The organism is Streptococcus oralis subsp. oralis (assembly GCF_002096435.1).
Lineage (GTDB): Bacteria > Bacillota > Bacilli > Lactobacillales > Streptococcaceae > Streptococcus > Streptococcus oralis_AA.
This window is the reverse complement of record NZ_NCUI01000021.1, coordinates 84,298-99,070: the sequence shown is the minus strand read 5'-3', so window position 1 is coordinate 99,070 and position 14,773 is coordinate 84,298. Positions and strand designations below refer to the sequence as shown.

12 protein-coding genes are annotated in these 14,773 nt (G+C 42.0%); 6 read left to right on the top strand and 6 right to left on the bottom strand.

What is annotated here, in order from left to right; translation table 11 throughout:
- Window positions 1–35 precede the first annotated feature (35 nt).
- The gene (locus B7723_RS01205) at window positions 36–884 is read left to right on the top strand and encodes a putative RNA methyltransferase (RefSeq protein WP_084849118.1); all 849 of its coding nucleotides are present in this window, start codon (window positions 36–38) and stop codon (window positions 882–884) included.
- A 69-nt stretch (window positions 885–953) separates the two neighbouring features.
- Here the strand turns inward: B7723_RS01205 and glgP are convergent, their stop codons facing one another.
- Together glgP and malQ are read right to left on the bottom strand one after the other, a co-directional pair.
- Window positions 954–3,212, bottom strand: coding sequence for a glycogen/starch/alpha-glucan family phosphorylase (gene glgP / locus B7723_RS01200; RefSeq protein WP_084849103.1), 2,259 nt, complete (start codon window positions 3,210–3,212; stop codon window positions 954–956).
- A 24-nt stretch (window positions 3,213–3,236) separates the two neighbouring features.
- Entirely contained in the window at window positions 3,237–4,754 is a 1,518-nt protein-coding gene (malQ, locus tag B7723_RS01195; protein WP_084849102.1) for a 4-alpha-glucanotransferase, read from the bottom strand.
- A gap of 474 nt (window positions 4,755–5,228) precedes the next feature.
- Here malQ and B7723_RS01190 point away from each other — a divergent pair, with 474 nt between their 5' ends.
- From B7723_RS01190 to B7723_RS01170, 5 genes are all read left to right on the top strand, one after another.
- Window positions 5,229–6,500 (top strand): extracellular solute-binding protein, encoded by a 1,272-nt coding sequence (locus B7723_RS01190; protein WP_084849101.1) that lies wholly within the window; start codon window positions 5,229–5,231, stop codon window positions 6,498–6,500.
- Window positions 6,501–6,626: 126 nt separating this feature from the next.
- A complete protein-coding gene (locus B7723_RS01185) occupies window positions 6,627–7,919 on the top strand; it encodes a carbohydrate ABC transporter permease (protein WP_162279193.1) in 1,293 nt (430 codons plus the stop codon).
- A 1-nt stretch (window position 7,920) separates the two neighbouring features.
- Entirely contained in the window at window positions 7,921–8,763 is an 843-nt protein-coding gene (locus B7723_RS01180; RefSeq protein ID WP_001065640.1) for a sugar ABC transporter permease, read from the top strand.
- Window positions 8,764–9,022: 259 nt separating this feature from the next.
- On the top strand, window positions 9,023–9,823 hold the full coding sequence (locus B7723_RS01175; protein ID WP_084849099.1) for a DUF1189 domain-containing protein: 801 nt from the start codon (window positions 9,023–9,025) through the stop codon (window positions 9,821–9,823).
- Window positions 9,824–9,832: 9 nt separating this feature from the next.
- Entirely contained in the window at window positions 9,833–10,819 is a 987-nt protein-coding gene (locus B7723_RS01170) for a LacI family DNA-binding transcriptional regulator (protein ID WP_001145418.1), read from the top strand.
- A gap of 33 nt (window positions 10,820–10,852) precedes the next feature.
- Here the strand turns inward: B7723_RS01170 and B7723_RS01165 are convergent, their stop codons facing one another.
- The 4 genes from B7723_RS01165 to B7723_RS01150 form a co-directional block, all read right to left on the bottom strand.
- Window positions 10,853–11,794: a YitT family protein gene (locus tag B7723_RS01165; protein WP_084849098.1), complete on the bottom strand. Its 942-nt coding sequence runs from the start codon at window positions 11,792–11,794 to the stop codon at window positions 10,853–10,855.
- Window positions 11,772–13,535 (bottom strand): aspartate--tRNA ligase, encoded by a 1,764-nt coding sequence (aspS, locus tag B7723_RS01160; RefSeq protein ID WP_084849097.1) that lies wholly within the window; start codon window positions 13,533–13,535, stop codon window positions 11,772–11,774. The genes B7723_RS01165 and aspS overlap by 23 nt, the downstream gene beginning before the upstream one ends.
- A gap of 150 nt (window positions 13,536–13,685) precedes the next feature.
- Window positions 13,686–13,904, bottom strand: coding sequence for a hypothetical protein (locus B7723_RS01155; RefSeq protein WP_000832176.1), 219 nt, complete (start codon window positions 13,902–13,904; stop codon window positions 13,686–13,688).
- 17 nt (window positions 13,905–13,921) lie between these two features.
- The gene (locus tag B7723_RS01150; protein WP_084849096.1) at window positions 13,922–14,563 is read right to left on the bottom strand and encodes a CPBP family intramembrane glutamic endopeptidase; all 642 of its coding nucleotides are present in this window, start codon (window positions 14,561–14,563) and stop codon (window positions 13,922–13,924) included.
- Between the last annotated feature and the right edge of the window lie 210 nt (window positions 14,564–14,773).

Genomic DNA, 14,773 nt, shown 5'->3' with positions numbered 1-14,773 from the left:
TTGCTATATAGATGCTCTTTTGTTACACTACTAGTATGAATACAAACCTCAAACCAAAACTCCAGCGCTTTGCTACCGCAACTGCCTTTGCCTGCCCTATCTGTCAAGAAAACCTCACCTTGGTAGAGTCTAGTCTCAAGTGTAGCAATCGCCATTCTTTTGACTTAGCAAAATTTGGCTATGTCAATCTAGCACCTCAAATCAAGCAATCTGCCAACTACGACAAGGAAAACTTCCAAAAACGCCAACAAATCCTTGAAGCTGGTTTTTATCAGGCTATTTTAGAAGGTGTCTCCAACTTACTAGCCACTAAACCATCCGCAAAAACTATCTTGGATATCGGTTGTGGCGAAGGCTTCTACTCTCGCAAACTCCAAGAAAGTCACCCTGACAAGACCTTCTATGCCTTTGACATTTCAAAAGACTCGGTTCAAATCGCTGCTAAGAGTGAACCTAACTGGGCGGTCAACTGGTTTGTTGGTGACCTGGCTCGCCTCCCTATAAAAGACTCCAGCATGGATATTCTGCTTGATATCTTTTCACCTGCCAACTATGGAGAATTTCGCCGCGTTTTATCCAAAGACGGGATCTTGATCAAGGTCATCCCGACTGAAAATCACCTCAAAGAAATCCGTCAAATGGTGCAGGACCAGCTGACAAAGAAGGATTATTCCAACCAAGATATCAAAGAACATTTCCAGGGACATTTCAGCATCCAATCTCGCCAGATTGCTTCCTTAACAAAACCTATCACAGCGGAGCAACGCCAAGCTCTGCTTGCCATGACACCCTTACTCTTTCACGTTGACCATACCATGATTGACTGGAGCCAACTGACAGAGATTACCATCGAAGCAGAGATTCTGCTTGGGAAAGTACTGTAAATTAGTTTAAATATGAAAAAACGCATCTATTTAAGATGCGTTTTGTTTTACAATTTGATGTAATGAATCTTAGTTCAAGTGCCAGATATCTTCGTTGTACTGAGCAATTGTACGGTCAGATGAGAAGAATCCTGCTTTGGCAATGTTGACGATGACTTTATCCAACCATGCGTCACGGTTTTCGTAGTCAGCAAGCATTTGCTCTTTCACCTTGATGTAGTCTTCCAAGTCAAGGAGAGTCATGAACCAGTCTTTGTTGATCAATTCGTTGTAAAGACGTTCCAAGCGTTCTTTCTTACCTACTGCAAGAACAGCGTCGCTGACGATGAAGTCAACCAATGGTTTGATGGCTTCACGAGCATAGAATTCGCTTGATTTGTAAGCTGCTTTTGCGTAAAGGTCAATAACAGTTTCAGAATCTTCACCGAAGATGTAGATGTTGTCGTCGCCAACCAACTCAGCGATTTCCACGTTAGCTCCGTCCATAGTACCAAGAGTCAAAGCTCCGTTCAACATGAATTTCATGTTACCAGTACCTGAAGCTTCTTTAGAAGCAAGTGAGATTTGTTCTGAGATGTCACATGCTGGGATAAGGAAGCTTGCTGCAGTAACGTTGTAGTTTTCAACCATTACGACTTGCAAGTGTGGAGCTACTGCTGGATCGTTTGCAATCACTTCTGACAAGCAAAGGATCAAGTGGATAATGTCTTGAGCGATTGTGTAGGCTGGAGCTGCTTTACCACCAAAGAAGACTGTGATTGGACGAGCAGGGATGTTACCAGCCTTGATATCAAGGTATTTGTGGATCACATACAAAGCGTTCATTTGTTGGCGTTTGTACTCGTGAAGACGTTTGATTTGGATATCAAAGATAGAGTTTGTATTGATTTCCACACCTTGGTGTTCTTTCAAGTGACGAGCCAATTTACGTTTGTTGTGAGCCTTGATGCTTTCCAATTTTTCTTTGACAGCTGCTTTGTCTTCATAAGACAAGAGTTTTTCAAGTTCATCTGCTTCATGGTGCCAACCATGTCCAAGAATCTCATCCAAGTAGTGAGACAGTCTTGGGTTGGCATGCATGAGCCAACGACGGAATGTGATACCGTTTGTTTTGTTATTGAATTTTTCTGGGTAGATGTCGTAGAAAGCTTTCAACTCTGAGTTCTTCAAGATTTCAGTGTGAAGAGCTGCAACCCCGTTAACACTGTATCCATAGTGGATATCCATGTGAGCCATGTGAACACGTCCGCTCTCGTCGATGATTTGGACAGCTGGATCTTTGTATTCTGCCTTCACACGACGGTCCAATTCTTCAATGATTGGTACCAAGTGTGGAACCACTTCTTCCAAGAATTCAAGAGGCCATTTTTCAAGGGCTTCAGCAAGGATTGTGTGGTTAGTGTAGGCAGTCATGCTACGTACGATTGAGATTGCTTCATCAAGCTCGATACCACGCGCAGTCAAGAGGCGGATCAATTCAGGAATCACCATTGATGGGTGAGTGTCGTTGATTTGTACAACTGCGTAGTCCGCAAGGTCATGCAAGTTGCTTCCTTTTTCGATTGCTTCATCGATGATCAATTGCGCACCGTTTGAAACCATGAAGTATTGTTGGAAGATACGAAGCAATTCACCTTGGCGGTCACTATCATCTGGATAAAGGAAGAGAGTCAAGTTGCGAGCGATGTCTGTCTTGTCAAAGCTGATACCATCTTCGATGATAGAAGAATCAACTGAATCCAAGTCAAACAAACGCAAGCGGTTTTTAGTAGCTGTCTTGTAACCAGGTACATCGATATCGTAAAGAGTAGATGTCAAGGTGAAGTGTGCAAATGGCACTTGGTAGCTACGGCTTGAGCGAACCAACCAGTTTTGCTCTGTCAACCAAGCGTTAGGAATCGTTTCTTGTTGGTTGTTTTTAAGAACTTGTTGGAAAAGACCAAAGTGGTAGTTCAAACCAACACCGTCACCATTCAAACCAAGTGTAGCGATTGAGTCGATAAAGCAGGCTGCCAAACGTCCCAAACCACCGTTACCAAGTGATGGTTCCAATTCTACTTCTTCGATTTCGATCAACTCTTTACCTGCAGCAGCAAGTTCTTTTTTCACATCGTCGTAAAGACCAAGGTTAATCAAGTTGTTTGACAAGAGTTTACCGATCAAGAACTCAGCTGAGATGTAGTAAACTTTTTTCTTACCAGTGTTGACTGGTTTTTGGCTGCTAGCAAGCTTGCTGTAGTTAAGAAGAGCAAGGTAAAGCTCTTCATTGCTACATTCTGCAATGGTTTTATTGTAACGCTTTTGTACAAATTCGTTTAATGGTAACATGTTTATGTGTCTCCTGATATTGTCTTATTTCTTTAATTCTACCAAATTTTCATTGATTCGGCGATAAATTGTAGTCAAGTCAAGCAAAGTTTCTTCAACCGCTGGTGTGAGTTGGTCTGCTGTCATACGCCATGACCAGTTTCCACCAAGAGTAGACGGGAAGTTCATACGAGCTGACTCATCTAGTTCTAGCAAGTCTTGCATGGTTGCAATAGCCATGAAGCTAACGGATGAAAAGACTGTGCGAAGCATTGCGTGTGGCACTGTTTCATACTCTTTACGGTTCGTGTAACGAGCCATGTATTCACGAGTTGGATCATCGATTTCATTACGGTACCAACCAAGGACCGTATTGTTGTCGTGTGTTCCTGTATACATAACAGAGTTGGCAGGTGCCAAGTGTGGGCTATCGATACTTTCGTCTTCTGGATTGAAGGCGAATTGAAGAATCTTCATTCCTGGGAAGCCAGTGCGTTCACGCAACTCGATGACTTCATCTGTCATGAAACCAAGGTCTTCTGCGATGATGTTTAGCTCACCAAGCTCTTCCTTAACGGCTGCGAAGAGTTTGTACCCTGGACCTTTCACCCATTTACCAGGTGCTGCTGTATCGGAACCAGCAGGGATTTCCCAGTAAGATTCAAAGCCACGGAAGTGGTCGATACGAACAATGTCGTAGATTTTGAAGCTTTCACGCAAGCGTTCAACCCACCATTTGTAACCGTCTTTGTCCATTGCTTCCCAGTCATAGATTGGGTTGCCCCAAAGCTGACCAGTGGCAGAAAACTCATCTGGTGGGCATCCTGCGATACAAGTTGCTTTACTATTGGCATCTGTCTTAAAGAGATGTGGATTTGCCCACATGTCGCTTGAATCTTCCGCAACGTAGATAGGCATGTCCCCAACAATTTCAATGTGGTTGTCGTTAGCGTATGCTTTCAATTTCAACCATTGTTGGAAGAAGAAGTATTGAGTTACACGATGGTAGACCAACTTGTCTGCCAATTTCTCACGGTAGCTTTCAAGTGCTGAAGCTTTACGAGCACGAGCATCTGCATCTGGCCATTCTGTCCAAGCAAGATTGTCAAAATGCTCTTTGATAGCCATATATTCTGCGAAGAGTTCGAGCCATGATTGGTTGTCTTGAGCAAACTTCTCAAAATCTTTGACATCACCCACTTCCAAGAAGCGTTTCACTGCTTTTTCTAAAAGTGGACGACGTGCATAATAAATCTTCGCATAATCAACTTCAGATGCATCGCTACCAAAGTCAACACCTTCGAGATCGCTAGCTTCCAACAAGCCTTGCTCTACCAAGATATCAAGGTCGATAAAATGCGTATTCCCAGCAAAGGCTGAGAATGATTGGTATGGAGAATCTCCATAACTTGTTGTCCCAAGAGGGAGAATTTGCCAGTAACGTTGCTTGGTACGAACCAAGAAATCAACGAAATCATAGGCAGTCTGCCCAAATGATCCAATCCCGTATGCTCCTGGCAGAGAAGAGATGTGCATCAACACACCACTTTGACGTTTTTTCATAATAGCACCTCATGTGTTTGTTATAAAACGTTGCGCAATTAAGGCGCAAACGTTTGCGTTAATTTAAGTATAACGCATTTCAAAAACAAATGCAAGCGTTTTTAAAAAATTTTTTTGAATTATTTTAATCAAACAAAACTTGTTGCCACTGATATTTTATGAAATAAGCGAAAAAATTTTAAAGATTTTCTGATTTAAGATAATTCATTCCCAATATCTGCTCTATTTTCTGAAAAACCGAGCCGAATTTACGCAATCGTTTTCCTAATATATTTTCAATTCAAAAAAAACAAACATTTTAAGTTCTTTCCTATATATGGGCTTTAACAAATGTTTGAAACCTTAAAATTTTTTTAAAAAATTTCCTAAAAACGCTTGCAACCGTTTTCTATTCGTGCTATACTAAGTTCGTAAAAGAAAACGTTTGCGTTTTCTCATTAAATTATTTTTGTTATTCTTTAGGAGGAATACACTATGTCATCTAAATTCATGAAGAGCGCTGCTGTGCTCGGAACTGCTACTCTTGCTAGCTTACTTTTGGTAGCTTGCGGAAGCAAAACTGCTGATAAAGTAGCTGATACTAGCTCATCTGAAGCAAAAGAAATCACTTTCTACGTTGAAGACCAATACAAAGCCTACGCTGAAAAAGTTGCTGCAGCTTATGAAAAAGAATCAGGTACAAAAGTTAACATCAAATCAGGTGACCAACTTGGTGGACTTGACAAACTTTCTCTTGACAACCAATCAGGTCAAGCTGCTGACGTTATGATGGCACCATACGACCGCGTAGGTAGCCTTGGTACTGACGGACAACTTTCAGAAGTTACTTTGAGCGACGGCGCTAAAACAGATGATAAGACTAAATCTCTTGTAACAGCTGCTGACGGTAAAGTTTACGGTGCTCCTGCCGTTATTGAGTCACTTGTTATGTACTACAACAAAGACTTGATCAAAGAAGCTCCAAAAACTTTTGCTGAATTAGAAGAACTTGCTAAAGACAGCAAATACGCTTTCGCTGGTGAAGATGGCAAAACTACTGCATTCCTAGCTGACTGGACAAACTTCTACTACGCATACGGACTTCTTGCTGGTAACGGTGGTTACGTATTCGGACAAAACGGTAAAGACGCTAAAGACATCGGTCTTGCAAACGACGGTTCTATCACTGGTGTCAACTACGCTAAATCTTGGTATGAAAAATGGCCTAAAGGGATGCAAGATACTGAAGGTGCTGCAAACTTGATCCAAACTCAATTCCAAGAAGGTAAAACAGCTGCTATCATCGATGGACCTTGGAAAGCTCAAGCATTCAAAGATGCTAAAGTAAACTACGGTGTTGCTACTATTCCAACTCTTCCAAATGGTAAAGACTACACACCATTCGGTGGTGGTAAAGCTTGGATCATCCCATCAAGCACTAAGAACCTTGAAGCTGCACAAAAATTTGTAGACTTCCTTGTTTCAACTGAACAACAAAAAGCCTTCTACGATGCAACTAACGAAATCCCAGCTAACACTGAAGCTCGTTCATACGCTGAAGGTAAAAACGATGAGTTGACAACAGCTGTTATCAAACAGTTCAAGAACGCTCAACCAATGCCAAACATTTCTCAAATGTCAGCTGTTTGGGATCCAGCTAAAACAATGCTCTTTGACGCTGTAAGTGGTAAAAAAGATGCTAAGACAGCTGCTAACGATGCTGTTACATTGATCAAAGAAACAATCAAACAAAAATTTGGTGAATAATTGAATTCGTTACAAGGGGGGAGAATACAAATCCCCCTTTGATTTTATAAATTTACGAATGATTGCAGTTGCCTATCTAGTGATTGGAGACAAACTTCAATCTCGTATCCTATGAAAGGAGTATTCATGGAAAACCAACAACCTAGCAAAGCAGCCTTGCTTTCAGTGATTCCTGGGTTAGGACAGATTTACAATAAACAAAAGGCCAAAGGTTTTATCTTCCTTGGTGTCACTATCGTGTTTGTTCTTTATTTCCTAGCACTTGCAGCCCCTGAATTGCACAATTTGATCACTCTTGGTGACAAGCCAGGTCGTGATAATTCCCTCTTTATGCTGATTCGTGGTGCATTCCATTTAATCTTTGTAGTCGTTTATGTGCTCTTTTATTTCTCAAATATTAAAGATGCACATACAATCGCAAAACGTATTAACAATGGAATTCCTGTCCCACGTACTTTTAAAGATATGATCAAAGGTATTTATGAGAATGGTTTCCCTTACCTCTTGATCATCCCATCTTACGTCGCTATGACATTTGCGATTATCTTCCCAGTTATCGTAACCTTGATGATTGCCTTTACCAACTATGACTTCCAACACTTGCCACCAAACAAATTGTTGGACTGGGTTGGTTTGACTAACTTTACAAACATCTGGAGCTTAAGTACCTTCCGTTCAGCCTTCGGTGCGGTTCTTTCTTGGACCATCATCTGGGCCTTGGCTGCTTCTACTTTGCAGATTGTCATTGGTATATTTACAGCAATCGTTGCCAACCAACCATTTATCAAAGGAAAACGTATCTTTGGTGTTATTTTCCTTCTTCCTTGGGCTGTTCCAGCCTTCATCACTATCTTGACATTCTCAAACATGTTTAACGATAGTGTCGGAGCGATCAACACTCAAGTATTGCCTATCTTGGCTAAGGTTCTTCCTTTCCTTGACGGTGCTCTTATCCCTTGGAAAACAGACCCAACTTGGACGAAGATTGCCTTGATTATGATGCAAGGTTGGCTAGGATTCCCATACATCTACGTTTTGACTTTGGGTATCTTGCAGTCGATTCCTAACGACCTCTACGAAGCGGCTTACATCGATGGTGCCAATGCTTGGCAAAAATTCCGCAACATCACTTTCCCTATGATTTTGGCTGTTGCAGCACCAACATTGATCAGCCAATACACCTTCAACTTTAACAACTTCTCTATCATATACCTCTTCAACGGCGGAGGTCCTGGTAGCGTTGGTGGTGGAGCCGGTTCAACTGATATCTTGATCTCATGGATTTATCGTTTGACAACAGGTACATCTCCTCAATACTCTATGGCGGCAGCTGTTACCTTGATCATCTCTATCATTGTCATCTCTATCTCTATGATCGCATTCAAGAAACTACACGCATTTGATATGGAGGACGTCTAAGATGAATAACTCAATCAAACTCAAACGTAGACTGACTCAAACCCTCACTTACCTCTACTTGATTGGCCTATCAATCGTGATCATCTACCCACTTTTGATCACCATCATGTCCGCCTTCAAAGCAGGTAACGTCGCAGCCTTTAAACTAGATACTAACATCGACTTCAATTTTGATAACTTTAAAGGGCTCTTTACTGAAACCTTGTATGGCACTTGGTACCTTAATACTTTGATTATTGCCTTTATCACAATGGCTGTTCAAACAAGTATCATCGTACTTGCTGGTTATGCCTACAGCCGTTACAACTTCTTGGCTCGTAAACAAAGTTTGGTCTTCTTCTTGATTATCCAAATGGTGCCAACCATGGCCGCATTGACCGCCTTCTTCGTTATGGCGCTTATGTTGAACGCCCTTAACCATAGCTGGTTCCTCATCTTCCTCTACGTCGGTGGAGGTATTCCGATGAATGCTTGGCTCATGAAAGGTTACTTCGATACCGTACCAATGTCTCTTGACGAATCTGCAAAACTAGATGGTGCAGGACACTTCCGTCGCTTCTGGCAAATTGTCCTTCCGCTCGTTCGCCCAATGGTGGCTGTACAAGCCCTCTGGGCCTTCATGGGACCTTTCGGGGATTACATCCTCTCTAGTTTCTTGCTTCGTGAGAAAGAATACTTTACTGTTGCCGTTGGTCTCCAGACCTTCGTTAGCAATGTGAAAAACATGAAGATCGCCTACTTCTCAGCAGGTGCTATCCTCATCGCCCTTCCAATCTGTATTCTCTTCTTCTTCCTACAAAAGAACTTTGTTTCAGGACTTACAAGTGGTGGCGACAAGGGATAATTTATCCCCGCCACCCTTTTTCATTTTATACTCTTCGAAAATCTCTTCAAACCACGTCAGCTTTATCTCCAACCTCAAAGCTGTGCTTTGAGCAACCTGCGACTAGCTTCCTAGTTTGCTCTTTGATTTTCATTGAGTATTAGCGATTGTTACTGTAAATAATATTCTTGCAACAAGCAATTTATCTCCTAGACTTGAAATAAAGCACATTTCTCTATATAATAATACTCATATAGAAAACACTTTTAGAAAGATGCCTATGCTTCCATATCCATTCTCGTATTTCTCTAGTATCTGGGGATTTCGTAAGCCCCTATCAAAACGTTTCGGCCTCAACTGGTTTCAGCTTCTCTTTACGAGCATTTTCCTCATCAGCTTGTCTATGGTTCCGATTGCCATTCAAAACAGCTCACAGGAAACGTATCCACTGGATACCTTTATCGATAATGTCTACACACCGCTGACAGATGAAGCCATCATGGACTTGTCAGAGAATACACAAATCGTTGATGGAAAGCTGAACTACTCAGGTACGAAGAATCATCAGCCTTCTCTTTTAATTGGTCCAAGCCAAAGCAAGGAATTTCCAAAGGACTTGCAACTTCATTTTGATACGGAAGAACTCGTCATCAGCAAGGAAAGTAAGGAACTGATTCGCATTCGCTACCACGCGATTCAAACGGAGAGTTTCCAGAGTAAGGAAGATCTTACCCAGGCCATTTCTAAAGACTGGTATCAACAAAACCGGGTCTATATCAGTCTCTTTCTCGTTCTTGGTGCAAGCTTTCTCTTTGGATTGAATTTCTTCATTGTCTCTCTTGGAGCTAGCTTTCTCCTTTATATCACCAAAAGATCACGCCTCTTTTCATTTAGGACCTTTAAAGAGTGCTACCATTTTATCTTGAACTGTTTAGGATTACCCACTCTGATTACGCTTATTTTGGGACTTTTTGGCCAAAATATGGCAACCCTTATCACTGTACAAAACATTCTTTTTGTTCTTTATCTGGTCACCATTTTTTACAAGACACACTTCCGTGATCCAGATTATCATAAATAGGAGATTTTTATGCCCGTTACGATTAAAGACGTGGCCAAAGCAGCAGGTGTCTCACCTTCAACTGTTACCCGCGTTATTCAAAACAAATCAACGATTAGTGATGAAACCAAAAAACGAGTTCGCAAGGCGATGAAGGAGCTCAACTACCATCCCAATCTCAATGCTCGTAGCTTGGTAAGTAGCTATACTCAAGTTATCGGCCTAGTGCTCCCTGACGACTCGGATGCCTTTTACCAAAATCCTTTCTTCCCATCTGTTCTACGAGGGATCGCCCAAGTGGCATCTGAGAACCACTATGCTATCCAGATTGCAACGGGGAAAGATGCAAAAGAGCGGCTCAAAGCTATTTCCCAGATGGTCTATGGTAAGCGTGTAGATGGTTTGATTTTCCTCTATGCCCAAGAAGAGGATCCTTTGGTTAAGCTAGTAGCAGATGAGCAATTTCCTTTCCTTATCTTAGGTAAATCTCTATCTCCCTTCATTCCGCTTGTTGATAATGACAATGTCCAGGCTGGTTTTGATGCGACAGAATATTTCATCAAAAAAGGATGCAAGCGAATTGCTTTTATCGGAGGAACCAAAAAACTTTTCGTAACACAAGATCGTCTAATGGGTTATGAGTTAGCTCTTAAACAATACCAACTTCCTATTGATCCAAATCTGACCTACTTTGCGACCGAATTTCTTGAAGATAATGGTTATCGCTTTAGTAAACTTCTCTTCGAACATGATCCAAATATTGATGCTATTATTACTATTGATAGCCTTCTTGCTGCAGGGGTCTGTGATTACATCGCAAAACACCAACTGGATGTCCCTGTCCTCAGCTTTGACTCGGTCAACCCTAAACTGAACTTGGCAGCCTATGTCGATATCAATAGCCTGGAACTCGGGCGCGTTTCCTTTGAAACCATTCTCCAGATTATTAACGATGCCAAAAACAATAAACAGATTTGTTACCGCCAGTTGATTGGACACAAAATTATTGAAAAATAAAGACCAGCCTCAAGGCTGGTCTTTTGAGTATTATTAATTGTCTGTTTCTACGAATCGTCCTAGGATGTGGACATTTTCGGATACAGAGACAAAGGCTGTCGGATCGACCTGTTTCATGATGTGTTTAAAATCATTAAACTCTGCTCGCGTGATAACCGTAATCAAGACTGCTTTTCTCTCATGATTATAGGTTCCTTCTGCATCGTGGATCATGGTTGCTCCGCGGTGCAATTTTTTATGGATTTTTGCGATTACTTTATCAGGATTATTGGTCACAATCATGGCCTGCATTCGTTTTTGCTTGGTAAAGACCGCGTCTGTCACACGACTAGAGACAAAGATGGTAATCATGGAGTAGAGGGCGTATTTCCAACCAAAGGTCAATCCTGCTATCAGCATAATAGTCCCATTTACCAGGAAAGAAATACTACCGACATTCTTACCCGTTTTCTTTCGAATGGTCAGACTGACGATATCTGTACCTCCGCTAGAAATATTGTTACGGAGCGCAAAACCAATCCCCAAGCCCATGACAACACCCCCAAAAAGGGCATTGATGATGGGATCCTCTGTCAAGGTCACAACTGGCACAAGCTGGATAAAGAGGGAACTCATGGATACTGTGATAAAGGTAAAGATTGTAAACTTATGCCCAATCTGATACCAAGCCAAAATCATCAACGGAAAATTGATAGCATAAAAGGTTATCGATATCGGAATGTAAAAACCAAACCAGTGATTACTCAAGGCAGAGATAATCTGTGCCAGACCTGTCGCACCACTGGAGTAAACGTGCCCTGGTTGAAAAAAGAAATTGACTGCTACTGCTGACAGAAAGCCATAAACCAGAGAAGCCGATACTTTCTCATCATATTTTTCCCGAGAGATACTTTGTAAAACTCGTAAGATTTTTATCTGATAAGCAAAGCGGCGCAAATAATAGCGCCACCGCTTAATTCGTTTTGCTTGTTTCATCTTCTTCTACTTGTAAGCTGAGTTCCTCTAGTTGTTTGAGAGCGACTGTTGATGGAGCTTGTGTCATTGGATCTGTCGCCTTGTTGTTCTTAGGAAAGGCAATGACTTCACGAATATTTTCTTCTCCTGCTAAGAGCATGACAAAACGGTCAAGACCGATAGCCAAGCCACCGTGGGGTGGGAAACCATAGTCCATGGCTTCAAGAAGGAAGCCAAACTGGTCATTGGCTTCTTCAGCTGAGAAACCAAGAGCCTTGAACATGCGTTCTTGAAGGTCTTTTTGGTTGATACGAAGACTACCACCACCAAGCTCATAACCATTCAAGACGATATCGTAAGCAATGGCACGAACCTTAGCCAAATCACCTTCTAATTCGTGAGCTGTTTCTTCCTGTGGAAGGGTAAATGGATGGTGGGCGCTCATGTAGCGACCTTCTTCTTCAGACCATTCAAACATTGGCCAGTCAACTACCCAAAGGAAATTGAATTTATCGTTATCAATCAAGCCCAGCTCTTTGGCGATACGGCCACGAAGAGCGCCTAGTGTTGCATTGGCCACTTCAAGCGTATCCGCCACAAAGAGAACCAAATCCTTATCTTCAAGACCAAGTGCTGCAGTCAAATCTGCTTGGATCCCAGTCAAGAACTTGGCAACTGGTCCGTTTAATTCTCCATCCACAACCTTGACCCAAGCAAGACCTTTAGCACCGTACTGTTTAGCTACTTCGGTCATCTTGTCAATGTCTTTACGTGAGTAGTTGTCTGCAGCTCCTTTGACCACAATGGCTTTCACAGCAGGTGCTTCTGAGAAGACTTTAAAATCAACACCCTTGACAACTTCTGTCAAATCCTGAAGCAACATGTCAAAACGAGTATCAGGTTTATCAGAACCATAAAGTGCCATCGCATCGTTATATTTCATACGAGGAAATGGAAGCGTTACTTCGATGCCTTTTGTTTCCTTCATCACACGCGCAATCAAACCTTCTGTAATATCTTGGATTTCTTGCTCACTAAGGAAAGACGTTTCTAAGTCGACCTGAGTAAACTCAGGCTGGCGGTCACCACGCAAGTCCTCGTCACGGAAACATTTAACTATTTGGTAGTAACGGTCAAAACCAGCATTCATCAAGAGTTGCTTAGTGATTTGTGGACTTTGAGGAAGAGCGTAGAAATGCCCTTTATTGACACGAGATGGCACCAAATAGTCACGCGCCCCTTCTGGCGTTGACTTAGAAAGGAATGGTGTCTCCACATCGATAAACTCCAACTCATCCAAGTAGTTACGGATTGAGTGGGTCACCTTAGCACGAAGCTTAAGGTTTTCTAGCATTTCTGGACGACGAAGGTCAAGGTAACGGTAACGCAAACGTGTATCGTCATTGGCCTCAATCCCATCCTTAATCTCAAAAGGTGTTGTTTTAGCTGTATTCAGCACTGCCAGAGCTGTCACGTTCAACTCAACCGCACCAGTCGGCAATTTATCATTGACTTGCTCACGCGCAGCGACTTGACCAGTCACCTCAATGACAAATTCGCTACGAAGACTTTCAGCCGTTGCCATGACCTCTACAGATACTTTTTCAGGGTTGATAACCAACTGCATGATCCCTTCACGGTCACGAAGGTCGATAAAGATCAAACCACCCAAGTCACGACGACGGCCAACCCATCCTTTCAAGGTCATTTCTTGTCCGATGTGTTCCTCACGAACACGACCAGCATAAATACTACGTTTCATGTTTTCTCTCCTCTTTTATTCTGTTACTATTTTACCATAAAAGCGCAGGCTCTTCATGAAAATCAGCAGAAAAGTTTGATTGTCTTTAGAATCAAAACGAACAGACAAAAAATCCGATGAAAACGTCATCGGATTCTCTGATTATAATTCTTAACCTTTTTTACGCTTTTCAGCAATCTCAGCTGCCTTTTTAGGTAGAACAATCTCCGTCGCATAAGCCGAAGCAAAACGCAAGACACCTGCAATAGGCGCAAAGACAACCGCTAGATAGTTGTAAAAGAAGTCGCCTTTAAAGGCATAGGCAAGTGCCCCGATGATAAAGAAGAGAACGACCGCCTGTATCACTGCTAATAAAATTACTCGTTTCATGTGACCTCCTGACTCTATTATAGCATGAGTATCATCAAAAAGCCGATTAAATTATTCAAAGCGTGGAGAGAAATGCTGTAAAGAAGACCTTTTCGGCTCACATAAGCCAGTCCCAAACTCAATCCCAGACTGGCATAAACTAAAAACTGTTGCAAAGTCCCTGGAAAATGAATCAAGGCAAAAAGCACACTCGATACGAGGAGAAACAGAGCTGTCTGTTTGCTGTTGTTCTGCTTAGGAAAGAGATAACGCGCCAGCATCCCTCTAAAGATGAGTTCTTCCGTCAGAGGAGCAAAGACTACCACCATAAAGAAACCAAAGACAGGCTGAGCAACTGTCAGTTGAGATACGATTTGTTGATTGACTGACGGATCATCCGGCAAAAAGAACTGGGCTGTAATCGCCACTAGCAAAACCAGAGTAGGCAACCAGATATAACGATTAAAAGCTGTTGTCTGGATGCTAACCTTTTCTGTCTGATACCATCTGTAAACTCCATAAACATAGGCCCCTGACAGGGCAACATAAAGTGGCAAGACTCCAAAGATTGAAGCCCCTAGGTCAAGCGCTGACAGAGCCATACTCTGAACCAGACCATAACCAAAGAAAAAGGATAGAACAGCTAGAAGAAACCAGCCAAGATTTTTAAGTAAGTTCATAAAAGACTCCTATTTGAAATGAAGACTTAGCATTGTTATTCGCATCATTTTGATAAAAATGTGGAATACAGTCGCAACTAAAAGGGATAATAAGCGAATTCCTCTTGCAAAAATAGAAACGGTAGTAATGATTTTATAAAGATATTTTGGAGCAAGCAAGAGCAATGTTGATCCTAGGAAAAAGAGGGTCAGGAGTAAGGTCCTGACCAG